The organism is Streptococcus mitis, from assembly GCF_946188615.1.
Classification (GTDB): domain Bacteria; phylum Bacillota; class Bacilli; order Lactobacillales; family Streptococcaceae; genus Streptococcus; species Streptococcus mitis_BZ.
In genome coordinates this window covers 111531-136208 of the sequence record NZ_CAMHVK010000006.1, presented here as the reverse complement: position 1 = coordinate 136208, position 24678 = coordinate 111531, and the positions used below count along the sequence as shown (strand labels likewise).

Genomic DNA, 24678 nt, shown 5'->3' with positions numbered 1-24678 from the left:
ACTTCGTCAGTCCTATCTACAACCTCAAAACAGTGTTTTGAGCAGCCTGCGGCTAGTTTCCTAGTTTGCTCTTTGATTTTCATTGAGTATTAGGAAAAAGGAGATGAATATGAAATTTGGGAAACGTCACTATCGTCCGCAGGTGGATCAGATGGACTGCGGTGTAACTTCATTGGCTATGGTTTTTGGCTACTATGGTAGTTATTATTCTTTGGCACACTTACGAGAATTGGCCAAGACGACCATGGATGGGACGACGGCTTTGGGCTTGGTCAAGGTGGCAGAGGAGATTGGTTTTGAGACGCGAGCCATTAAGGCGGATATGACGCTTTTTGACTTGCCAGATTTGACCTTTCCTTTTGTTGCTCATGTGCTTAAGGAAGGGAAATTGCTCCACTACTATGTGGTGACTGGGCAGGATAAGGATAGCATTCATATTGCTGATCCGGATCCTGGGGTGAAATTGACCAAACTGCCACGTGAGCGTTTTGCGGAAGAATGGACAGGAGTGACTCTTTTTATGGCACCTAGTCCAGACTACAAGCCTCATAAGGATCAAAAGAATGGTCTGCTCTCTTTTATCCCTATATTAGTGAAGCAGCGTGGCTTGATTGCTAATATCGTTTTGGCAACACTCTTGGTAACCTTGATTAATATTGTGGGTTCTTATTATCTGCAGTCTATCATTGATACCTATGTGCCAGATCAGATGCGTTCGACGCTGGGGATCATTTCTATTGGGCTGGTTATCGTCTATATTCTCCAGCAGGTCTTGTCTTACGCTCAGGAGTATCTCTTACTTGTTTTGGGGCAACGCTTGTCGATTGACGTGATTTTATCCTATATCAAGCATGTTTTTCACCTACCTATGTCCTTTTTTGCGACACGTCGGACAGGGGAAATCGTGTCTCGTTTTACAGATGCCAACAGTATCATTGATGCGCTGGCTTCGACCATTCTTTCGATTTTCCTAGATGTGTCAACGGTTGTCATTATTTCTCTTGTTTTATTTTCACAAAATACCAATCTCTTTTTCATGACCTTATTGGCACTTCCTATCTACACAGTGATTATCTTTGCCTTTATGAAGCCGTTTGAAAAGATGAATCGGGATACCATGGAAGCCAATGCGGTTTTATCTTCTTCTATCATTGAGGACATCAACGGTATTGAGACTATCAAGTCCTTGACCAGTGAAAGTCAGCGTTACCAAAAAATTGACAAGGAATTTGTGGATTATCTGAAGAAATCCTTTACCTATAGTCGGGCAGAGAGTCAGCAAAAGGCTCTGAAAAAAGTTGCCCATCTCTTGCTCAATGTCGGCATTCTCTGGATGGGAGCTGTTCTGGTCATGGATGGCAAGATGAGTTTGGGGCAGTTGATTACCTATAATACCTTGCTTGTTTACTTTACCAATCCTTTGGAAAATATCATCAATCTGCAAACCAAACTTCAGACGGCGCAGGTTGCCAATAACCGTCTGAATGAGGTTTATCTGGTAGCTTCTGAGTTTGAGGAGAAGAAAACAGTTGAGGATTTGAGTTTGATGAAGGGAGAGATGACTTTCAAGCAGGTTTCCTACAAGTATGGCTATGGTCGAGATGTCTTGTCAGATATCAATTTGACCATTCCCCAAGGCTCTAAGGTGGCTTTTGTGGGAATTTCAGGGTCAGGTAAGACGACATTGGCCAAGATGATGGTTAATTTTTATGATCCAAGTCAGGGAGAGATTAGTCTGGGTGGTGTCAATCTCAATCAGATTGATAAAAAAGCTCTGCGCCAGTATATCAACTATCTGCCTCAACAGCCCTATGTCTTTAACGGAACGATTTTGGAGAATCTTCTCCTTGGAGCCAAGGAAGGGACGACTCAAGAGGATATCTTACGGGCGGTTGAATTGGCAGAGATTCGGGAGGATATTGAGCGCATGCCACTGAATTACCAAACAGAATTGACTTCGGATGGGGCAGGAATCTCAGGTGGTCAACGTCAGAGAATTGCTCTGGCGCGTGCTCTCTTGACAGATGCGCCGGTCTTGATTTTGGATGAGGCGACCAGCAGTTTGGATATTTTGACAGAGAAGCGAATTGTCGATAATCTCATGGCTTTAGACAAGACCTTGATTTTCATCGCTCACCGTTTGACCATTGCTGAGCGGACAGAGAAGGTTGTTGTCTTGGATCAGGGCAAGATTGTTGAAGAAGGAAAGCATGCTGATTTGCTTGCACAGGGTGGATTTTACGCCCATTTGGTGAATAGCTAGAAAGAGGAGAGGATGAAACCAGAATTTTTAGAAAGTGCGGAGTTTTATAATCGTCGTTACCATAATTTTTCCAGTCGGGTGATTGTACCCATGTCCCTTCTGCTTATGTTTTTACTTGGCTTTGCAACTGTTGCAGAGAAGGAGATGAGTTTGTCTACTAGAGCTACTGTCGAGCCTAGTCGTATCCTTGCAAATATCCAGTCAACTAGCAACAATCGTATTCTTGTCAATCATCTGGAAGAAAATAAGCTGGTTAAAAAGGGAGAACTGTTGGTTCAATATCAAGAAGGGGCAGAGGGTGTCCAAGCGGAGACCTATGCTAGTCAGTTGGAGATGCTCAAGGATCAAAAAAAGCAATTGGAGTATTTGCAGAAGAGCCTGCAAGAAGGGGAGAGCCACTTTCCGGAGGAGGATAAATTTGGCTACCAAGCTACCTTTCGCGACTACATCAGCCAAGCAGGCAGTCTTAGGGCTAGTACATCGCAACAAAATGAGACCATCGCGTCCCAGAATGCAGCAGCTAGTCAAACCCAAGCCGAAATCGGCAATCTCATCAGTCAAACAGAGGCTAAAATTCGCGATTACCAGACAGCTAAGTCAGCTATTGAAACAGGTGCTTCCTTGGCCAGTCAGAATCTAGCCTACTCTCTCTACCAGTCCTACAAGTCTCAGGGCGAGGAAAATCCGCAATCTAAGGCACAAGCAGTTGCGCAAGTTGAAGCGCAGCTTTCTCAGTTAGAATCTAGTCTCGCTACTTACCGTGTCCAGTATGCAGGTTCAGGTACCCAGCAAGCCTATGCATCAGGATTAAGCAGTCAATTAGAGTCCCTTAAATCCCAACACTTGGCAAAGGTTGGTCAGGAATTGACCCTTCTAGACCAGAAAATCTTGGAGGTGGAGTCAGGTAAGAAGGTACAGGGAAATCTTTTAGACAAGGGGAAAATTATGGCGAGTGAGGATGGGGTGCTTCATCTTAATCCTGCGACCAGTGATTCAACCATGGTGGCAGAAGGTGCCCTACTAGCCCAACTCTATCCGTCCTTGGAAAAAGAAGGGAAAGCTAAACTCACAGCTTATCTCAGTTCAAAAGATGTAGCAAGGATTAAGGTCGGTGATTCTGTTCGCTATACGACGACTCATGATGCCAAGAATCAAATTTTCCTAGATTCTACTATTACAAGTATTGATGCGACAGCTACTAAGACTGAGAAAGGGAATTTCTTTAAAATCGAGGCAGAGACTAATCTAACTTCTGAGCAGGCTGCAAAACTTCGGTACGGGGTGGAAGGTCGCCTGCAGATGATTACGGGCAAGAAAAGTTACCTGCGTTATTATTTGGATCAATTTTTGAACAAAGAGTAATGTTCGTGTTTTTAGAGTTAAATAATTTTTAAACTGTGAGAAATCTTTTTCTTGCAGTTTTTTCTTTACTATTTTCGGTACACATCTATTGTTTATTCGGTTAAATTCTTGTAATTTTAGGTTTTTTATGGTAGAATGTGCTCAAGTAATACGAAAGGCGAACTTTAAAATGTCAAAACAATTGATCTATTCGGGAAAAGCTAAAGATATCTATATAACTGAGGATGAAAATCTTATTATTTCAACTTACAAGGACCAGGCGACTGCTTTCAATGGTATTAAGAAGGAGCGGATTGCAGGTAAGGGAGTGTTGAATAATCAGATTTCATCTTTTATTTTTGAGAAGTTAAATGCGGCTGGTGTGGAGACTCACTTTGTGGAGAAACTTTCAGATACAGAACAACTCAATAAAAAGGTTGAGATTATTCCTCTCGAGGTTGTGCTTCGCAACTACACGGCTGGTTCCTTTTCAAAACGTTTTGGTGTGGATGAGGGTATCGCATTTGAGACTCCGATTGTCGAATTTTACTATAAAAATGATGATTTGGATGATCCATTTATCAATGACGAGCATGTGAAATTCCTAAAGATTGCGGATGATCAGCAGATTGCCTACTTGAAGGAGGAAACTCGTCGAATCAATGAACTTTTGAAAGCCTGGTTTGCTGAGATTGGGCTTAAATTGATTGACTTTAAGCTAGAGTTCGGTTTTGATAAGGATGGCAAGATTATCTTGGCAGACGAATTTTCACCAGATAACTGCCGTTTGTGGGATGCGGATGGCAATCACATGGACAAGGATGTTTTCCGTAGAGGACTAGGTGAACTGACTGACGTTTACGAGATTGTTTGGGAGAAATTGCAGGGTTTGAAATAATCTGTTTGTAACGGAAAACCTTCGTCTCTCAACTAAAAGGACTCAGGCTGAAAAGGTCTCCCAGACCCTTTCACTCCGTAGGGGATTGGGAGAACTAACCGACGTTTACGAGATTGTTTGGGAGAAATTGCAGGAATTGAAATAAGAACCTCAAGGTCGTTTGAGAACATTGCAAGAGCTGAAATAAAGGAATAAGAATTGATGGATAAACGTATTTTTGTTGAAAAAAAGGCTGATTTTCAGGTCAAGTCAGAGAGTTTGGTTAGAGAACTCCAGCACAACTTGGGACTTTCAAGCTTGAAAAGTATTCGTATTGTGCAAGTGTATGATGTCTTTAACTTGGCTAAGGACCTGTTTGCGTCTGCAGAGAAACACATCTTCTCTGAGCAGGTGACAGACCACGTCTTGGACGAAGCGGCTGTGCAGGCGGATCTTGCTAACTATGCTTTCTTTGCTATTGAAAGCCTGCCAGGACAGTTTGACCAGCGTGCGGCTTCTTCACAGGAAGCCTTGCTTTTACTAGGAAGTTCGAGTGATGTAACGGTTAATACAGCCCAACTTTACTTGGTGAATAAAGATATTGATGCGACTGAGTTGGAAGCGGTCAAGAACTACTTGCTCAATCCAGTTGATTCTCGTTTCAAGGACATCACGACAGGGATTGCCAAGCAGGAATTTTCAGAGTCAGACAAGACCATTCCTAAATTGACTTTCTTTGAAAGCTATACAGCAGAAGATTTTGCCCGCTACAAAGCCGAGCAAGGGATGGCAATGGAAGTGGATGATTTGCTCTTTATCCAAGACTATTTCAAGTCAATCGGGCGCGTGCCGACGGAAACAGAACTCAAGGTTTTGGATACTTACTGGTCTGACCACTGTCGTCACACGACGTTTGAGACTGAGTTGAAGAAGATTGATTTCTCAGCTTCTAAATTCCAAAAACAATTGCAGTCAACCTATGATAAGTATATTGCTATGCGTGATGAGTTGGGGCGTTCTGAAAAACCGCAAACCTTGATGGATATGGCGACTATTTTCGGTCGTTATGAGCGTGCTAATGGACGTTTGGATGACATGGAAGTGTCAGACGAAATCAATGCTTGCTCAGTAGAAATCGAAGTGGACGTTGATGGTGTGAAAGAACCATGGCTCCTCATGTTTAAAAACGAAACCCACAATCACCCAACTGAGATTGAGCCATTTGGTGGGGCTGCTACCTGTATTGGTGGAGCCATTCGTGACCCATTGTCAGGTCGCTCATATGTCTACCAAGCTATGCGTATCTCAGGTGCGGGTGATATTACCGCACCGATTTCAGAAACTCGCGCTGGGAAATTGCCACAACAAGTCATTTCTAAAACAGCGGCTCATGGTTATTCTTCATACGGCAACCAAATTGGGCTTGCGACGACCTACGTTCGTGAGTACTTCCACCCAGGCTTTGTAGCTAAACGCATGGAGCTTGGTGCTGTTGTCGGAGCGGCTCCTAAGGGCAATGTTGTCCGTGAAAAACCGGAAGCGGGTGATGTCATTATCCTCCTTGGAGGTAAGACTGGACGTGATGGTGTCGGTGGTGCGACGGGCTCTTCTAAGGTTCAAACGGTTGAGTCTGTGGAAACTGCTGGAGCTGAGGTTCAAAAAGGGAATGCCATCGAAGAACGTAAGATTCAGCGCCTCTTCCGTAATGGCAATGTCACTCGTCTTATCAAGAAATCTAATGACTTTGGTGCTGGTGGAGTCTGTGTGGCTATCGGTGAATTAGCAGACGGTCTGGAAATTGACCTTAACAAGGTGCCTCTTAAATACCAGGGCTTGAATGGCACAGAAATTGCCATCTCTGAATCTCAAGAACGGATGGCTGTGGTGGTTCGTCCTGAGGATGTGGATGCCTTCGTTGCTGAATGTAACAAAGAGAATATTGATGCTGTTGTGGTGGCGACAGTGACTGAAAAACCAAATCTAGTCATGCACTGGAATGGTGAAACCATCGTGGACTTGGAACGTCGTTTCCTTGATACAAACGGTGTGCGCGTAGTCGTTGATGCCAAGGTTGTAGACAAGGATGCTAAACTTCCAGAAGAACGTCAAACATCTGCTGACACACTTGAAGCAGATACCCTTACGGTTTTATCTGACCTCAACCATGCGAGTCAAAAAGGATTACAGACTATCTTTGACTGTTCTGTTGGACGCTCTACGGTTAATCACCCACTTGGCGGTCGCTACCAACTCACACCAACTGAGGCTTCTGTGCAGAAGTTGCCAGTTCAACACGGAGTGACTCACACTGCGTCTGTCATAGCTCAAGGATTCAATCCATATGTAGCAGAATGGTCTCCATACCACGGTGCTGCCTATGCGGTGATCGAAGCAACTGCTCGATTGGTTGCTACGGGTGCCAACTGGTCTAAGGCTCGCTTCTCTTATCAAGAGTACTTCGAGCGCATGGACAAACAAGCTGAGCGTTTTGGTCAGCCAGTGGCAGCTCTCCTAGGCTCCATCGAAGCTCAGATTCAGCTTGGCTTGCCATCTATCGGTGGTAAGGACTCTATGTCTGGTACCTTTGAAGAATTGACCGTACCACCAACCTTGGTTGCTTTTGGAGTGACAACAGCAGATAGCCGTAAGGTGCTCTCTCCAGAATTTAAAGTTGCTGGGGAAAACATCTACTACATCCCAGGTCAAGCTCTTGCTGCAGAGATTGATTTTGCCTTAATTAAGAAAAACTTTGCTCAGTTTGAAGCCCTTCAAAAGGCTTACAAAGTAACAGCAGCTTCAGCTGTTAAATACGGTGGTGTGCTTGAAAGTTTGGCACTTGCTACCTTTGGGAACCATATCGGTGCAGAGGTGATCTTGCCTGAACTTGAGACAGCTTTGACAGCTCAATTGGGTGGATTTGTCTTTACATCTCCTGAAGAAATTGCTGGAGTAGAGAGAATCGGTCAAACGAAAGCAGACTTTACACTCCTTGTCAACGGTGTGAAGCTAGATGGACACAAGCTTGACAGTGCCTTCCAAGGAAAACTGGAAGAAGTTTACCCAACAGAATTTGCTCAAGCCAAAGAACTGGCTGAAGTACCAGCTGTGGTATCAGATGTTGTGATTAAAGCAAAAGAAAAGGTTGAAAAACCTGTGGTCTATATCCCAGTCTTCCCAGGAACCAACTCAGAATATGACTCAGCTAAGGCTTTCGAAAAAGAAGGCGCAGAGGTCAACTTGGTGCCATTTGTGACCTTGAATGAAGAAGCTATTGTCAAGTCAGTTGAAACTATGGTTGACAACATCGGCAAGGCTAACATCCTCTTCTTTGCAGGTGGTTTCTCAGCTGCGGACGAGCCAGATGGTTCAGCTAAGTTTATCGTCAACATCCTTCTCAATGAAAAAGTGCGTGCAGCTATTGATAGCTTTATCGCCCGTGGTGGCTTGATTATTGGTATCTGTAATGGATTCCAGGCCTTGGTCAAATCAGGTCTTCTTCCATACGGGAACTTCGAAGATGCCAGCAGTACTAGTCCAACCCTCTTCTACAATGATGCCAACCAGCACGTGGCCAAGATGGTAGAAACTCGCATTGCCAATACCAACTCGCCATGGTTGGCTGGAGTAGAAGTGGGCGATATCCACGCTATTCCTGTTTCACACGGTGAAGGGAAATTTGTCGTGACGGCTGAGGAATTTGCAGAGCTTCGTGTCAATGGACAAATCTTCAGCCAATATGTTGATTTTGAAGGCAAACCTAGCATGGATTCTAAGTACAATCCGAATGGTTCTGTCCATGCCATCGAAGGAATTACCAGCAAGAACGGTCAAATCATCGGTAAGATGGGACACTCAGAACGTTATGAAGACGGTCTTTTCCAAAACATCCCAGGAAATAAAGACCAGCACCTGTTCGCGTCGGCGGTTAAATACTTTACTGGAAAATAAGACTTGCAGATTTTCTAATAGATGGTATCAGTAATGTAAAAGTCATGTAGATTTAGCTCTTGGTGCTACACAAATAAAAATTAGGTATATAAAATGACATACGAAGTAAAATCTCTTAATGAAGAATGTGGTGTTTTCGGTATCTGGGGACATCCAGATGCTGCTAAATTGACCTATTTTGGTCTCCATAGTCTTCAGCACCGTGGTCAGGAGGGGGCAGGAATCCTCTCCAATGATCAGGGACAATTGAAGCGCCATCGTGACATGGGACTTTTATCAGAAGTCTTCAGAAATCCTGCTAATTTGGATAAATTGACGGGAACTGGTGCGATTGGGCATGTGCGTTACGCGACTGCTGGCGAAGCTTCTGTAGATAATATCCAGCCTTTCCTCTTCCGTTTTCACGATATGCAGTTTGGTTTGGCTCATAATGGAAATCTAACCAATGCAGCCTCTCTCAAGAAAGAACTGGAACAAAGAGGAGCGATTTTCAGCGCGACTTCGGACTCGGAAATCTTGGCTCACCTCATTCGTCGGAGTCACAATCCTAGTCTGATGGGCAAAATCAAGGAAGCGCTCAGCCTAGTTAAAGGTGGGTTTGCCTATATTTTGCTGTTTGAGGACAAGTTGATTGCTGCTCTTGACCCAAATGGTTTCCGTCCCCTTTCTATCGGGAAAATGGCCAACGGAGCGGTGGTTGTTTCATCTGAAACCTGTGCTTTTGAGGTTATTGGTGCTGAATGGATTCGTGATTTGAAGCCAGGTGAGATTGTGATTATTGATGACAAGGGAATCCAGTATGATAGCTATACGGATGATACTCAGCTCGCGATTTGCTCTATGGAGTATATCTATTTTGCCCGCCCTGATTCTAATATCCACGGTGTCAATGTCCATACGGCTCGCAAACGTATGGGTGCCCAATTGGCGCGTGAATTCAAGCACGAGGCGGATATCGTGGTCGGTGTGCCCAATTCTTCCCTCAGCGCGGCTATGGGCTTTGCGGAAGAGTCCGGGCTACCAAATGAAATGGGCCTCATCAAGAACCAATACACCCAACGTACCTTTATCCAACCCACTCAAGAATTGCGGGAGCAAGGGGTGCGGATGAAACTGTCTGCTGTTTCAGGCGTTGTAAAAGGCAAGCGTGTGGTTATGATTGATGACTCTATTGTACGTGGAACGACCTCTCGTCGTATTGTTCAACTCTTAAAAGAAGCGGGTGCAACTGAGGTTCACGTTGCTATTGGCAGTCCAGCGCTAGCTTATCCATGCTTCTACGGGATTGATATCCAGACCCGTCAGGAGCTGATTGCGGCTAATCATACGGTCGAAGAAACGCGTCAAATCATTGGGGCGGACAGTCTGACTTATCTTTCTGTTGAGGGGTTGATTGATTCAATTGGTATTGAAACGGATGCGCCAAATGGTGGTCTCTGTGTCGCTTACTTTGACGGTGACTACCCAACACCTCTCTACGACTATGAAGAAGACTATCGTCGAAGTTTGGAAGAAAAGACCAGTTTTTACAAATAGACAATAGATCCTCCATTAAAGAAAAGGAATATAAAAATGCTTATGCCCCACGTCTCACTACTGACTAAAAACTAAAGCATTTGTCAGTAGAGGCTTTCTCCTATGGGACAAAAGCTAGAGACCTGACTAGTATTTTTAGATAAAATAATTGTTTATCTAAAAATACGTCGCAGTCTTTCCCAAAAAAAGAAAAGGAAAAATAAAATGGCAAATAAAAATGCGTACGCTCAATCTGGTGTGGATGTTGAAGCGGGTTATGAAGTTGTTGAACGGATTAAAAAGCACGTGGCTCGTACGGAGCGTGCAGGTGTCATGGGAGCTCTGGGTGGCTTTGGTGGTATGTTTGACCTTTCAAAGACTGGGGTTAAAGAACCCGTCTTGATTTCAGGAACTGATGGTGTCGGAACTAAGCTCATGCTGGCTATCAAGTACGACAAGCACGATACCATCGGTCAGGACTGTGTGGCCATGTGTGTCAATGATATCATCGCTGCAGGTGCGGAGCCCCTCTATTTCCTGGACTACGTCGCAACTGGCAAGAATGAACCAGCTAAGCTAGAACAAGTTGTCGCTGGTGTGGCAGAAGGTTGTGTACAGGCAGGTGCCGCCCTCATCGGTGGAGAAACGGCTGAAATGCCTGGTATGTATGGTGCAGATGACTATGACTTGGCTGGTTTTGCAGTCGGTGTGGCTGAAAAATCTCAAATTATTGACGGCTCCAAGGTGGCAGAAGGAGATGTTCTTCTCGGACTTGCTTCAAGTGGGATTCATTCCAATGGTTACTCTCTCGTCCGTTGTGTCTTTGCGGATTATACAGGTGAGGAAGTCCTACCAGAATTGGAAGGCAAGCAACTCAAGGAAGTTCTTCTTGAGCCGACTCGTATCTATGTCAAGGCTGTCTTGCCACTCATCAAGGAAGAGTTGATCAACGGTATTGCCCACATCACTGGTGGTGGCTTTATCGAAAATATCCCTCGTATGTTTGCAGCTGACTTGGCTGCTGAGATTGAAGAAGACAAGGTTCCCGTGCTTCCAATTTTCAAAGTCCTTGAAAAATACGGTCAGATCAAACATGAGGAAATGTTTGAAATCTTCAATATGGGTGTGGGGCTTATGCTGGCAGTTAGCCCTGAAAATGTAAGTCGTGTCAGGGAATTGTTGGATGAACCAGTCTATGAAATTGGTCGTATCGTCAAGAAAGAAAACGAAAGTGTCATCATCAAATGAAAAAAATAGCGGTTTTTGCCTCTGGTAATGGCTCAAATTTTCAGGTGATAGCGGAACAATTTCCAGTAGAGTTTGTCTTTTCAGACCATCGTGACGCCTATGTGCTCGAACGTGCAGACAAGCTCGGCGTTCTGTCCTATGCTTTTGAACTCAAGGAGTTTGACAACAAGGCAGACTACGAAGCAGCCCTTGTCGAACTCTTGGAAGAGCACCAGATTGACTTGGTTTGTCTAGCAGGCTACATGAAAATCGTTGGGCCAACTTTATTAGCAGCTTATGAGGGCCGAATTATCAACATTCATCCAGCCTACCTGCCAGAATTTCCAGGAGCTCATGGGATTGAAGATGCTTGGAATGCTGGCGTTGCTGAGAGTGGTGTTACCATTCACTGGGTGGATTCAGGTGTGGATACTGGTAAAATCATTAAACAAGTCCGTGTGCCAAGGTTAGCTGATGATAACATTGAAAGCTTTGAAACTCGCATTCATGAGGCAGAGTACAAGTTGTATCCAGAGGTTATTAGAGAATTGTTGGACAAGTAAATGAAAAAATGGTTGGAAACACTTGCCTTGATTACCTTGGTAATCATTCTACGTTTACTAGTAAATTTTTTGTTCCCAGAGATTCCCTATTGGGGGAGATTTTTACTGACAGTAATTTTGGGAGTCTTGGTAATCATCTCCCTACACTTTATGAATCGAAAAATTCGTAGGTAGAGAGTTTGAAAATGAAAGGAAAAAACATGACTAAACGCGCCTTAATCAGCGTCTCAGACAAAGCGGGCATTGTTGAATTTGCCCAAGAACTCAAAAAACTTGGTTGGGAGATTATCTCGACTGGTGGAACCAAGGTTGCCCTTGATAATGCTGGGGTGGAGACCATTGCCATCGATGATGTGACTGGTTTTCCAGAGATGATGGACGGTCGTGTCAAGACCCTTCATCCAAATATCCACGGTGGGCTTCTCGCTCGTCGTGACTTGGATAGCCACTTGGAAGCGGCTAAGGATAATCATATCGAATTGATCGACCTTGTTGTGGTCAAACTTTACCCATTTAAGGAAACCATCCTCAAACCAGACGTGACTTATGCTGATGCGGTGGAGAACATTGATATCGGCGGGCCATCTATGCTTCGTTCAGCAGCTAAAAATCACGCTAGCGTAACAGTTGTGGTAGACCCTGCTGACTATACAGTGGTTTTGGACGAGTTGTCAGCCAATGGTGAAACGACTTACGAAACCCGTCAACGTTTGGCAGCCAAGGTTTTCCGTCACACAGCAGCTTACGATGCCTTGATTGCAGAATACTTCACAGCTCAAGTGGGTGAAAGTAAGCCAGAAAAACTGACCTTGACTTATGACCTTAAACAAGCTATGCGTTACGGTGAGAACCCTCAACAAGACGCGGATTTCTACCAAAAAGCCTTGCCGACAGATTACTCCATTGCTTCAGCTAAACAGCTTAACGGGAAAGAATTGTCATTCAACAATATCCGCGATGCGGATGCTGCCATTCGTATTATCCGTGACTTCAAAGACCGTCCAACCGTTGTGGCTCTCAAACACATGAACCCATGTGGAATCGGTCAGGCTGATGACATCGAGACTGCTTGGGACTACGCTTATGAGTCTGACCCAGTGTCTATCTTTGGTGGGATCGTCGTTCTCAACCGTGAGGTGGATGCTGCGACAGCTGAGAAGATGCATGGTGTCTTCCTCGAAATCATCATCGCACCAAGCTATACGGATGAGGCGCTAGCTATTTTGACCAACAAAAAGAAAAACTTGCGTATCCTTGCCTTGCCATTTGATGCTCAAGAGGCTAGCGAAGTGGAAGCAGAATACACAGGTGTAGTCGGTGGACTCCTCGTTCAAAACCAAGACGTGATCAAAGAAAGCCCAGCCGATTGGCAAGTGGTAACCAAACGCCAACCAACTGAGACAGAAGCGACTGCCCTTGAGTTTGCTTGGAAAGCTATCAAGTATGTCAAATCAAATGGAATCATCGTGACTAATAATCACATGACACTTGGTATTGGCCCAGGTCAAACCAATCGTGTGGCTTCAGTTCGTATTGCCATTGACCAAGCCAAAGACCGCCTTGACGGCGCTGTGCTTGCTTCGGATGCCTTCTTCCCATTTGCGGATAATGTGGAAGAAATCGCCAAAGCAGGTATCAGGGCCATCATCCAGCCGGGTGGATCCGTCCGTGACCAAGAATCTATCGAAGCTGCGGATAAATATGGCTTGACTATGGTCTTCACAGGCGTGAGACATTTTAGACATTAACCTTTGAAACAATGGAGTGTGGTTGGGAAAAAAGTCTATGAAATCAGGAAAACGCATAGTATCAGATGTTGAAAAAACATGGAACTATGCGTTTTGTTGTAGAAAGATTTACTTCATTTTCTACGAAGATTGAGTTTTTCCCCAACCTCGTTTTTTGAGGATAATTTAGTAGAAAAGTTAATTTTTACAAAATTAAAAGAGAAGTTTATAATGAGACTAAAATACGATATATTCTAGAAGAATAAAGGATATAATAATCTTTATGAATTAATGATTAAGATAGTGATTTAATAAAAAATCTATATTCAGTTACAAGGTTTGACTATTTCAGGGCTTGCTAGACAATCCATATTAGAAAAAAATGAAGGCGAATATGATTTACAGATTTTACGTCAAGCAATAGCAAAAGATGATGGTAGGAAAATCTCGCATGAGGATGTGATGAATGATTTTGGACTATTAGTTATCAAGTAACTTATACGTAATAAGTTCTCAAACAACTTAAAAAATTAGACGCCTTTACTTTCTTAATCGTCTTTAATGGATTGGTACAAATTTAATGAATATAGCCAATCCTCGTCAACACGGAAAAGAATTAACATCTGAATGTTTGGGAGATTAACACTATCATGTTGGAGATTATCGAATTCTCGCCGATATCAAAGAAGATGAAATAGTGATAGAAGTTCTTACTATAGGCAATAGAAGAGCTATTTATTTTATATTGTAGTCACAGTTTCTTTTAAAGTTTTAAGGATTAGTTTTGAATCTAGGATTTCAAAATTCTATATAGTTATGGAGAAACTTATTTTGAGGTGATAATCAAGTAAATCTATCTATATTAAAAAGTACAATCTCAAGTTTTTTAATACTTAAATTGTCAAATTAAGTTAGGTTTTTCAAGTAACTCAAAAAAACTTGCTATATTCCCGAATGACTTCAATATATAGAAGTCATTTTTTACAAATTTATTAAGCTGTTTTATATGAAAAATATTTCATATACGTTTTAAATAGGATACAAGCCTTGTTTTTTGGTATAATTAAAGAAAAAAGAAATGAAGATCATGAAAAAATTTCAAGTTTTTACTCCTTCTCAGTATGTTGAACAGATGTTAGATAGCGTTGATTATCAAGGTGATATAATCCTAAAAAAATATTTTCTTGAAAATTCGGTTGGTGAAGGGAATATACTATTAATAGCTGTAGAAAGATATATACAGTCAGCGCAAAGCGCAGATATTTCTCCAAGAGAACTGAAGAAAGATTTAGAACAATATTTTATTGGCTATGAGGTAGATCAGTCTGTAATCGATTCTTGTATATCTACTTTAAATAATCTAGTATTAAAATATGGATTGAGAGATGTAAAGTGGGATATTCGAAATGAGGATTATCTCAAATCTATTTCAGAAGTTCAGGCTGATTATATTGTAGGTAATCCACCCTATATTACTTATCAAGAGCTTTTACTAGATCAAAGACAATATTTAAAATCAAATTTTTTTGCTTGTAAAATAGGAAAATTTGATTATTGTTATGCTTTTATTGAAAAGAGTATGAGAGATTTATCGAAAAAATCTGGGAAGATGGCTTACCTAATTCCAAATAGTATTTTTAAAAATGTATTTGCTCAAAACTTGAGAGATATGATAGTTCCCAATATTAAAAATATTATCGATTATAAGCACACGCATATTTTTGGGAATGTTTTGACATCATCTGCGATTATTGTTATTGATAATAATAACATAAATAATAAAGTTTTCTATAATGACATAGATAATAATGAAAGTTTCAAAATAGATAAAAAATTTTTAAGTGGTAAATGGTATTTTGGAGTTGATTCAAGAGAATATGAATCAGATTTCAAGTTCGGAGATTTATTCAAAGTAGCGAACAGTGTTGCAACTTTATTAAACAGAGTGTTTGTGATATCCGATGATTTGAATGTTGAAGATGGAGTCGTTAGACCAGCAGCTAGTCCAAGGCGACTATCTAAAGGACTTGATGAAAGAATAATTTTTCCGTATGCTTATGTTGAAGGTCAGTTAAAGAGATATTCTGTTGAGGAATTTAAAAAAAACTTCCCTAAAGCTTTTGGCTATCTGAAAGATAATATGAGTGCTTTGAAAAAGAGGAAATCAGATGGGAGATGGTTTGAATATGGAAGAAGTCAAGGTCTTCATTTTTTAAATCAGAGAAAATTAATGATTTCATCAGTGATAACAGAAAAGGTAAATGTTTATGATTTGGATGAAAGAACGATTCCTTATTCTGGTTTTTATATTATTCCGAAAGGAGACAGAACATTAGAATTTGCTAAACAAATTTTGGAGTCAGAAGAATTTTATAAGTATTTAGAAACTAGAGCAATTAATGCAAGTGGAAAATCACTTAGAATTTCTGTAAATGACATAAAGAATTATCCAGTAAACCTGTAGTGACTATCAAGGAGTGTAGTATGGTTAAAGAGGTTGCATTTAGTGTTAGTGCAAAAGCTGCTCGGTTAATAGGGCGAGAAAATATAACAGATGTTAGTGGCGCTTTGACAGAATTAGTGAAAAATTCGTATGATGCTGATGCGGAATCAGTATTAATCAATTACGATATACCTTTTCCTATTATTGAAGAAGGACAAGATATTAGTGATAATATCAATGTTCTATCTGCTGAAGACTTTGAATTTTTGAATAGTGAATATATAGAAAATAAAAACTCATCCACTAAAATACGTATTTTCTCTAATGAAAATATTGAATTAGGTTCTAATGAAGAAAATAAAAAAATTAAATTAGAAACTGTTAAGGAAGTTCTTTCTAAATATAATCATATTTATATTGTTGATAATGGAACGGGAATGACTGAAGAAATTCTTTCTACAGTTTGGATGAATATAGGGACCAGCGATAAAGAGAAAAATACAACTAGTAAAAAAGGTAGGCAGAAAACAGGAGCAAAGGGGATTGGCAGGTTTGCTCTTGATAAGTTATCTACTGCTACTGAAGTCTATACTCGTCAAATAGATAATTCGCTTTATAGATGGAGATTAAATTGGGAATTGTTTGAAAAGGCTGAACTTATTGATGATGTGAAGGCAGAATTAGAAATTATTGATGACAAGACTATGGCTCAGATTTCAGAAATGTTTATCAAGTCGAATGAGAATGAATTTATTGATTTTGAAAATAATTCTGGAACCATAATTCATTTGAATCCGATTAGAGATAATTGGTTTAATAGAGATTTTCGGAAAGTAAACAAAAATTTAAAAAGTATTAATCCACTGACTAGTACAGATCGTTTTGAAGTAAATGTGTTGAACAATTATGACCATAGTCTGGATTTTAAAGCTTCCCAAGACCGTTTTGATAGAAAAAGATATGATTATAGAGTAAAGGCTGAGGTAAAGAATGGGGAGCTCAGTTTACTTTTTGATAGAAATGAGCTTGATTTGTCATTGAAAATCATTGAAGTAACTAAAGGAGGTGAGAGTTTTTCTATAGATCTAGATTCTGAATTTTGGAGCGACAGTGCTTTTCAAAAGGAATTAACAAATAAGTCTAGCTTTGATAGTAGCATAGAATATTCGTTTAAAATTTCAGATATCATAGATTCTAATGATTTCTCTATTAGAGATATTGAAAGTATTGGTGATTTTACTACAGAACTCTTCTTTCTAAAGAGCGCAGCAAGTTCTATACCTATTTTGAAAAGGTTTAATGCTACTGAAAGAAAAAAGTGGTCTGAAAATTTTTCGGGTATAAAAATATATAGAGATAACTTTAAAGTACGCCCGTATGGAGATGATGGCAGATATTTTGATTGGCTGAGTCTGTCAGAGAGACAACAGAAGAATCCAGGTGCACCAACTAATAAAGCTCCTTGGAGGGTTTTGCCGTATCAAATTTTTGGAGAAGTACTAATTTCTAGAGAAGGAAATCCAAATCTAACAGATAGTGCCAATCGAGAAAGTCTAGTAGAAAACAGAGAATATTCTCTACTAAGAGAAATATTATTATTTATTATTGAACAATTTGAAGCAGATAGACAATATCCATTGCAAGTATTAGGGAATCTGATTGATCGCCGCTATGAGAAAATTCGTTCAGAAAAGAAAAAAAAATTTATGAAAGATATCAAAAGAAATTTATCGGAAGGGAAAGGGTCCGTTCCTGAAGATAGGTCTAGTGATACTGAAACTTCTTTTGATAGTAAAAATAATTCAGAAGATAAGTTTAATACTGAATTTAAAGATAGCGATATAGAGCAGGCCTTAGACAGAATTACTGGTGAATTTGAACAGAGTGAAATAATGAATATACTTATGTCATTGAGTTCATCCGGAGTAATGGCTTCAACTTTTGCTCATGAGATAAACGGAGTTGCAACTGATTTAGCTACTCGTAATGATCACTTAAAGATGTGCATAGAATCAATATTACCTGAGAGTGATTATAGTGGTAAAAATTTTTTGAACCCATATAAGTTGTTGAAAAACTATTCTGTAACTGATAGGTTATTGGCTGCATGGTTATCAGTGATTATTACACCTCTTGAGAAAGAGTCAAGAGAAAATACTATTTTTAGCTTTGATTACGAGTTACGCCATATAATACAATTGTGGAAACCATTACTAGATTCTAAATTTATATCAATATATGAGGATTTTGCTGAATCAAAAATTTCTCTCGACAATTTTAATCAATTAGATTTATTTTTAATTTTAAATAATTTTATTTTAAATTCAGCTTATTATTTGGAAGAGAAGGACTCTGGTGAAAGGCGAATAAATATTTCTCTTGTTGAAACACAAAATTTAATAATTCTTGAACTTTCAAATAATGGTAAAGAATTATCTGAGAGATATAAAACAAATCCTAACTATATTTTAAAACCAGGTATTACTACGAAGCCTGAAAATGAAGGAACTGGATTAGGTTTGTGGATTTTAAATGAAGCAGTGGAAAGAAATGGTGGCAGGACAGAAGTAATCGCGGATTTTGAAGGTTTCAAAATTAAGATAATATTTAGTAAACAAAAGGAGTTATAGTGGTGATAAATATTGGAATTGTTGAAGATAAGGAGTCTGAGCTTGATAATATAAAGAGGACTTTTTATAGTTTTTATAAAGAAAATTGTGATTTTCAAGATTATATCATTGATGAATATGGGGAAAAAGAAGAATTAGTTAATAAAATTTTAGATGATATCCTAAATACTAGGATTGATGTATTAGTGGTAGACTATCTTATTTCTAGAGAAGGTTTTAAGATTGTGGGAAATGAAGTATATGAGTCAGTAAAAAAACATATTCAAAATTTCCCCGTTATCATTCTTACACAATACGTTGACGATTCTCAAAAAAGTGAAATCATAGATCCAGATAAGGTTTATAGGAAAAGTATTTTTTTTGATATAAATACTCAAGAATCAAAGGATTCATTGAAGAACATAGATATAAGTATAAGAAACTTTCAAAAACAAAAAGAAGAAATTGAGCAAAAAATTTTGGACGAGCAACAAAAGATTAAGGATAGAGAGATCGATCCATCAGTTCTTATTAATCTATCTGAATTGGAGCTTAACTTAAATAAATATATAGTTTCTGATAGCGCAACTGAACTAGATAAATTGTTTGATACTAGCCAGTTAGAATGTGCAGTAAAACTTATAAAGGATCTAGGAGAATTGTAATATTTATGGAAAAGATTGGAGAATTTCGGCATCATAAAATTATACGGACTTGTCAGAAAAAATATAAAAATTATAAAAGTTATAAAAAAAATTTAAAAAAAGATTTCGAGAGTAAGTGTGCTTATTGTAATGTTTCAGACGAGCAAATTACGACCCCATTTGAAGTAGACCATTTTGTACCAAGTAAGATTTGTGAAGAATATAATAGGTGTGATTTGATTACTGATTACAGTAATCTGATATACTCTTGCAAGAAGTGTAATTTAGCTAAGAGCGATTTGTATAATGGAAGCAGAATCCCGGAAGAACTGTCTAATGATAGATTTTATAATCCTGTAGATGTTGATTATAATAATATATTTTATAGAAATATTATCGGTGGTATTGATTCGCAAGATATAAAAGGTCGAAATATGATTGTTGATTTGAAACTTTACCGAGTTTTTCATAATTATGCTTGGATTTCAGAAGAACTGCTTAGAGTACGTTCTGAAATCGATGCTAAAATTGATAAAATTCCAGCTGAAGATGAAAAGCGAATGAAATTATTGGAAGTTCATAGAATCATAACTAATGAAGCTATAAAGTATAAGGAATTGTTTCAAAAAGTTTACAATAAGTGATTATTATCGAGGCTGGGACAAAAAGATTTTGATTTTAGGAATTCTTTATTATGAAATTTTAAAATCGACATATTAGACAATAAAGCGAACAAAACAGAATTCTGAGGGTCATATAACTCGTTTTGTTCGTTTTTTATATTTAAGGTTAGACTTTTGTTTCAGATTCTTTTTTGCTTAAAAATATTTAATAAAACAAGATTAAAACGAACGTTTGTGATATAATATTAGTAAATAATTCGCAAAAGAGGTTGAGAAATGAAACTGCTTGTTGTCGGTTCGGGTGGTCGTGAACATGCGATTGCTAAGAAGTTGCTTGAGTCAAAAGACGTTGAAAAAGTATTTGTAGCTCCTGGGAATGATGGGATGACTCTTGATAGTTTGGAATTGGTAAATATCTCTATTTCCGAACATTCTAAGTTAATTGACTTTGCAAAGGCCAACGATATTGCTTGGACCTTTATCGGTCCAGATGATGCCCTTGCTGCTGGTATTGTGGATGATTTTAACCAAGCTGGGCTTAAGGCCTTTGGTCCGACAAGATTGGCAGCAGAGCTGGAGTGGTCCAAAGATTTTGCTAAGGAAATCATGGTCAAATACGGCGTTCCGACAGCAGCCTATGGCACATTCTCAGATTTCGAGGAAGCCAAGGCCTATATCGAAAAGCATGGTGCGCCTATCGTAGTCAAGGCGGATGGCTTGGCGCTTGGGAAGGGTGTCGTCGTTGCTGAGACGGTTGAGCAAGCGGTCGAAGCCACTCATGAGATGCTTTTGGACAATAAATTTGGTGATTCAGGTGCGCGTGTGGTTATCGAGGAATTCCTTGAAGGAGAGGAATTTTCACTCTTTGCCTTTGTCAATGGGGACAAATTCTACATCATGCCAACGGCTCAGGACCACAAACGTGCCTACGATGGCGATAAGGGGCCTAACACTGGTGGGATGGGTGCCTATGCGCCAGTTCCTCACTTGCCACAGAGCGTGGTTGACACAGCGGTCGAGACTATTGTCAAGCCAGTTCTTGAAGGGATGATCAAAGAAGGTCGTCCGTATCTTGGTGTCCTTTACGCAGGGCTTATTCTGACAGCTGATGGACCTAAGGTTATCGAGTTTAATGCTCGCTTTGGAGATCCTGAAACTCAGATTATTCTACCTCGATTAACCTCTGATTTTGCCCAAAATATTACAGATATTCTGGATGGCAAGGAGCCAAACATTACCTGGACGGACAAGGGTGTGACTCTGGGTGTGGTTGTCGCATCCAAGGGTTACCCGCTAGACTATGAAAAAGGTGTCAAGTTGCCAGCCAAGACAGAAGGTGATATCATCACTTACTATGCAGGGGCTAAGTTTTTGGAAAATAGCAGAGCACTGCTCTCAAACGGCGGACGTGTCTATATGCTCGTCACCACAGCAGATACTGTCAAAGAAACTCAAGACACCATCTACCAAGAACTCGCTCAACAAAAAACAGAAGGCCTCTTTTACCGAACAGATATTGGAAGTAAGGCTATAAAAGATTAACAGATACTAACTTTGTCATGGCGAGCAAGAGCGAGCCAAAGTAAGACCATTATTAAAAAAGAAGAAAAGGAAAATCATGACCAAACCAATTATTTCCATCATCATGGGCTCAAAATCCGACTGGGCAACCATGAAAAAAACAGCAGAAGTCCTAGACCGCTTCGGTGTAGCCTACGAGAAGAAGGTTGTCTCTGCCCATCGCACACCTGATCTCATGTTCAAGCATGCCGAAGAAGCGCGTAGTCGTGGTATCAAGATCATCATCGCAGGTGCAGGTGGCGCAGCTCATTTGCCAGGGATGGTCGCAGCTAAAACAACCCTTCCAGTCATTGGTGTGCCCGTAAAATCGCGTGCCCTTAGTGGTGTGGACTCGCTTTACTCTATCGTACAGATGCCGGGTGGCGTACCTGTTGCGACAATGGCTATCGGTGAAGCAGGAGCGACAAACGCTGCCCTCTTTGCCCTTCGTCTCCTTTCAGCAGAAGATCAGGCTATCGCGACAGCTTTGGCAGATTTTGCAGAAGAACAAGGAAAAATCGCAGAGGAGTCGACAAATGAGCTCATCTAAAACAATCGGAATTATCGGTGGCGGCCAGCTGGGTCAAATGATGGCCATTTCTGCTATCTACATGGGCCACAAGGTTATCGCGCTGGATCCTGCTGCAGATTGCCCGGCCTCTCGCGTGGCGGAAATCATCGTGGCTCCTTATAACGATGTGGATGCTCTTCGTCAGTTGGCGGAGCGCTGTGATGTTCTTACCTATGAATTTGAAAATGTCGACGCCGATGGTTTGGATGCTGTCATCAAGGATGGACAACTCCCTCAAGGGACAGACCTGCTTCGCATTTCCCAAAATCGGATTTTTGAAAAGGACTTTCTCTCAAATAAGGCTCAAGTCACTGTAGCACCATACAAGGTTGTGAATTCTAGCCAAGACTTGGCGGAGATTGATCTGTCCAAAAACTATGTCCTCAAGACTGCGACTGGTGGCTACGATGGGCATGGGCAAAAGGTCATTCGCTCAGAAGCAGACTTGGAAGAAGCCTATGAACTAGCAGATTCAGCTGACTGTGTCTTGGAAGAATTTGTTAATTTTGACCTTGAAATTTCTGTTATCGTCTCAGGAAATAGCAAGGATGTGACAGTCTTCCCAGTTCAGGAAAATGTCCACCGTAACAACATTCTATCTAAGACCATTGTGCCAGCTCGCATTTCTGAGAGTTTAGCAGACAAGGCCAAAGCTATGGCAGTGAGAATCGCTGAGCAACTCAACTTGTCTGGAACACTTTGTGTGGAAATGTTTGCGACAGCTGATGACATCATTGTCAACGAGATTGCCCCGCGTCCACACAATTCAGGACACTACTCAATCGAAGCCTGTGACTTCTCTCAGTTTGATGCCCATATTCTAGGTGTTCTCGGAGCACCATTGCCAGCCATCAAACTACATGCCCCAGCCGTCATGCTCAATGTTCTCGGCCAGCATGTCGAGGCTGCTGAGCAATATGTGACAGAAAATCCAAGCGCCCACCTCCACATGTATGGTAAAATAGAAGCGAAGCACAACCGCAAGATGGGACATGTGACTTTGTTTAGTGATGTGCCAGATGAGGTTGAGGAGTTAGGGAAAGGGATTGATTTTTAGGACAAGTCTATGATACAAATAATCGTTAACGCTTTTGTTGAAAAGGATAAGACTGGAGCAGTTGTCGAAGTCTTGTTTGCTAGTGCTGACCAAGATAAGGTACAAGCGAAATATGCAGAGCTAGTTGAACAGTACCCTGAAAACTATCTAGCGATTTATGATTTGCCAGCAGATACTGATCTCAATGAATTACCACACTATCCATCTGTGTTTATAGGAAAAGAGGAGTTTGAGTAGAAATCTTGCTTTACCTAGATAGCTTATTCCCAACAGTTTAAGAAGAAAGGAAAAATTAACAACATGATCGACCGTTACTCTCGCCCTGAGATGGCGAACATTTGGAGTGAAGAAAATAAATACCGTGCTTGGCTTGAGGTGGAAATCTTGGCTGACGAGGCATGGGCTGAGTTGGGGGAAATCCCTAAGGAAGATGTGGCTTTGATTCGTGAGAAAGCGGATTTTGACATCGATCGCATTTTGGAGATTGAGCAGGAGACGCGCCACGATGTGGTGGCTTTCACGCGTGCGGTTTCTGAAACTCTTGGTGAAGAGCGCAAGTGGGTTCACTACGGCTTGACTTCTACCGACGTGGTGGATACGGCCTACGGTTACCTTTACAAGCAGGCCAACGACATCATCCGTCGTGATCTTGAAAATTTCACCAACATCATCGCTGATAAGGCTAAGGAGCATAAGTTCACCATAATGATGGGTCGTACCCACGGTGTGCACGCTGAACCGACAACCTTTGGTCTTAAATTGGCGACTTGGTACAGCGAAATGAAGCGCAACATCGAGCGTTTCGAGCATGCAGCTGCTGGAGTGGAAGCTGGTAAGATTTCTGGTGCGGTTGGGAACTTTGCCAACATCCCACCATTCGTAGAGCAATACGTCTGCGACAAATTGGGTATTCGTGCTCAAGAAATCTCTACACAGGTGCTTCCTCGTGATCTTCACGCTGAGTACTTTGCGGTTCTTGCTAGCATTGCGACTTCTATTGAACGCATGGCAACGGAAATCCGTGGTCTGCAAAAGTCTGAGCAACGCGAAGTAGAAGAGTTCTTTGCTAAAGGTCAAAAAGGTTCTTCAGCAATGCCTCACAAACGTAACCCTATCGGTTCTGAAAATATGACAGGTCTTGCGCGTGTTATCCGTGGTCACATGATTACGGCCTATGAGAATGTTGCTCTCTGGCACGAACGTGATATCTCTCACTCATCAGCTGAGCGTATCATCACACCAGATACGACTATTCTGATCGACTACATGCTCAACCGTTTTGGAAATATCGTCAAGAACTTGACGGTCTTCCCAGAAAATATGGTCCGCAACATGAACTCTACATTTGGTTTGATATTCAGTCAACGTGCTATGTTGGCTTTGATTGAAAAAGGTATGACACGTGAACAAGCTTACGACCTTGTTCAACCTAAGACAGCCCAATCATGGGATAACCAAGTCGACTTTAAACCACTTCTTGAGGAAGATCCAGAAGTAACTTCACGCCTCACACAAGAAGAAATCGATGAAATCTTCAACCCTCTTTATTACACTAAACGAGTGGATGATATCTTTGAACGTCTAGGACTGGGTGATTAATTAAAAAAAGAGGCTGGGTATCCAGTCTCTTTAAAATCATAAAACCGCATATTATCAGGTGTTGACATACCTTGATAATATGCGGTTTATTTCTTTTTCTTCTGAAATTGA

General features: G+C 40.8%; 19 protein-coding genes. All 19 read left to right on the top strand.

Annotation, left to right across the window (positions count from 1 at the left end; genetic code table 11):
• Nucleotides 1–109: 109 nt before the first annotated feature.
• The 19 genes from comA to purB all read left to right on the top strand — a co-directional run bounded on the left by comA (nucleotide 110) and on the right by purB (nucleotide 24567).
• Nucleotides 110–2263: a peptide cleavage/export ABC transporter ComA gene (gene comA / locus OCF95_RS07400; protein WP_125455127.1), complete on the top strand. Its 2154-nt coding sequence runs from the start codon at nucleotides 110–112 to the stop codon at nucleotides 2261–2263.
• Nucleotides 2264–2275: 12 nt separating this feature from the next.
• A complete protein-coding gene (gene comB / locus OCF95_RS07395) occupies nucleotides 2276–3625 on the top strand; it encodes a competence pheromone export protein ComB (protein ID WP_261105169.1) in 1350 nt (449 codons plus the stop codon).
• A gap of 169 nt (nucleotides 3626–3794) precedes the next feature.
• Nucleotides 3795–4502 carry a phosphoribosylaminoimidazolesuccinocarboxamide synthase gene (purC, locus tag OCF95_RS07390; protein ID WP_261105168.1) on the top strand — a complete coding sequence of 236 codons (708 nt, stop codon included), beginning with the start codon at nucleotides 3795–3797 and terminating at the stop codon, nucleotides 4500–4502.
• Between the two features lies 1 nt (nucleotide 4503).
• Nucleotides 4504–4647: a phosphoribosylaminoimidazolesuccinocarboxamide synthase gene (locus OCF95_RS09880; protein ID WP_315899056.1), complete on the top strand. Its 144-nt coding sequence runs from the start codon at nucleotides 4504–4506 to the stop codon at nucleotides 4645–4647.
• A 56-nt stretch (nucleotides 4648–4703) separates the two neighbouring features.
• On the top strand, nucleotides 4704–8429 hold the full coding sequence (locus OCF95_RS07380; RefSeq protein ID WP_261105167.1) for a phosphoribosylformylglycinamidine synthase: 3726 nt from the start codon (nucleotides 4704–4706) through the stop codon (nucleotides 8427–8429).
• A 93-nt stretch (nucleotides 8430–8522) separates the two neighbouring features.
• A complete protein-coding gene (gene purF, locus OCF95_RS07375; protein WP_049552331.1) occupies nucleotides 8523–9965 on the top strand; it encodes an amidophosphoribosyltransferase in 1443 nt (480 codons plus the stop codon).
• Between the two features lie 204 nt (nucleotides 9966–10169).
• Nucleotides 10170–11192, top strand: coding sequence for a phosphoribosylformylglycinamidine cyclo-ligase (purM, locus tag OCF95_RS07370; RefSeq protein WP_261105166.1), 1023 nt, complete (start codon nucleotides 10170–10172; stop codon nucleotides 11190–11192).
• Nucleotides 11189–11734 (top strand): phosphoribosylglycinamide formyltransferase, encoded by a 546-nt coding sequence (gene purN / locus OCF95_RS07365; RefSeq protein WP_261105165.1) that lies wholly within the window; start codon nucleotides 11189–11191, stop codon nucleotides 11732–11734. The genes purM and purN overlap by 4 nt, the downstream gene beginning before the upstream one ends.
• Nucleotides 11735–11934: 200 nt before the next feature.
• Complete coding sequence (purH, locus tag OCF95_RS07360) at nucleotides 11935–13482, top strand: bifunctional phosphoribosylaminoimidazolecarboxamide formyltransferase/IMP cyclohydrolase (protein ID WP_261105164.1); 1548 nt, start codon at nucleotides 11935–11937, stop codon at nucleotides 13480–13482.
• 318 nt (nucleotides 13483–13800) lie between these two features.
• Nucleotides 13801–13956 (top strand): DUF6290 family protein, encoded by a 156-nt coding sequence (locus OCF95_RS07355; protein ID WP_261101714.1) that lies wholly within the window; start codon nucleotides 13801–13803, stop codon nucleotides 13954–13956.
• A 592-nt stretch (nucleotides 13957–14548) separates the two neighbouring features.
• Entirely contained in the window at nucleotides 14549–15925 is a 1377-nt protein-coding gene (locus OCF95_RS07345; protein WP_261101713.1) for an Eco57I restriction-modification methylase domain-containing protein, read from the top strand.
• Nucleotides 15926–15945: 20 nt separating this feature from the next.
• On the top strand, nucleotides 15946–18534 hold the full coding sequence (locus tag OCF95_RS07340; protein WP_261101712.1) for an ATP-binding protein: 2589 nt from the start codon (nucleotides 15946–15948) through the stop codon (nucleotides 18532–18534).
• 2 nt (nucleotides 18535–18536) lie between these two features.
• On the top strand, nucleotides 18537–19178 hold the full coding sequence (locus tag OCF95_RS07335; protein ID WP_261101711.1) for a hypothetical protein: 642 nt from the start codon (nucleotides 18537–18539) through the stop codon (nucleotides 19176–19178).
• 5 nt (nucleotides 19179–19183) lie between these two features.
• Nucleotides 19184–19801 (top strand): HNH endonuclease, encoded by a 618-nt coding sequence (locus OCF95_RS07330; RefSeq protein WP_261101710.1) that lies wholly within the window; start codon nucleotides 19184–19186, stop codon nucleotides 19799–19801.
• 255 nt (nucleotides 19802–20056) lie between these two features.
• On the top strand, nucleotides 20057–21322 hold the full coding sequence (gene purD / locus OCF95_RS07325) for a phosphoribosylamine--glycine ligase (RefSeq protein ID WP_261101709.1): 1266 nt from the start codon (nucleotides 20057–20059) through the stop codon (nucleotides 21320–21322).
• Nucleotides 21323–21398: 76 nt separating this feature from the next.
• Entirely contained in the window at nucleotides 21399–21890 is a 492-nt protein-coding gene (purE, locus tag OCF95_RS07320) for a 5-(carboxyamino)imidazole ribonucleotide mutase (protein WP_049515832.1), read from the top strand.
• Nucleotides 21877–22968, top strand: a complete 1092-nt coding sequence (gene purK, locus OCF95_RS07315) for a 5-(carboxyamino)imidazole ribonucleotide synthase (RefSeq protein WP_084947202.1) — start codon at nucleotides 21877–21879, stop codon at nucleotides 22966–22968. Before purE ends, purK begins: the two co-directional genes overlap by 14 nt.
• A gap of 9 nt (nucleotides 22969–22977) precedes the next feature.
• Entirely contained in the window at nucleotides 22978–23205 is a 228-nt protein-coding gene (locus OCF95_RS07310; protein WP_020903312.1) for a hypothetical protein, read from the top strand.
• A 63-nt stretch (nucleotides 23206–23268) separates the two neighbouring features.
• A complete protein-coding gene (purB, locus tag OCF95_RS07305; protein ID WP_261105162.1) occupies nucleotides 23269–24567 on the top strand; it encodes an adenylosuccinate lyase in 1299 nt (432 codons plus the stop codon).
• Nucleotides 24568–24678: the final 111 nt, after the last annotated feature.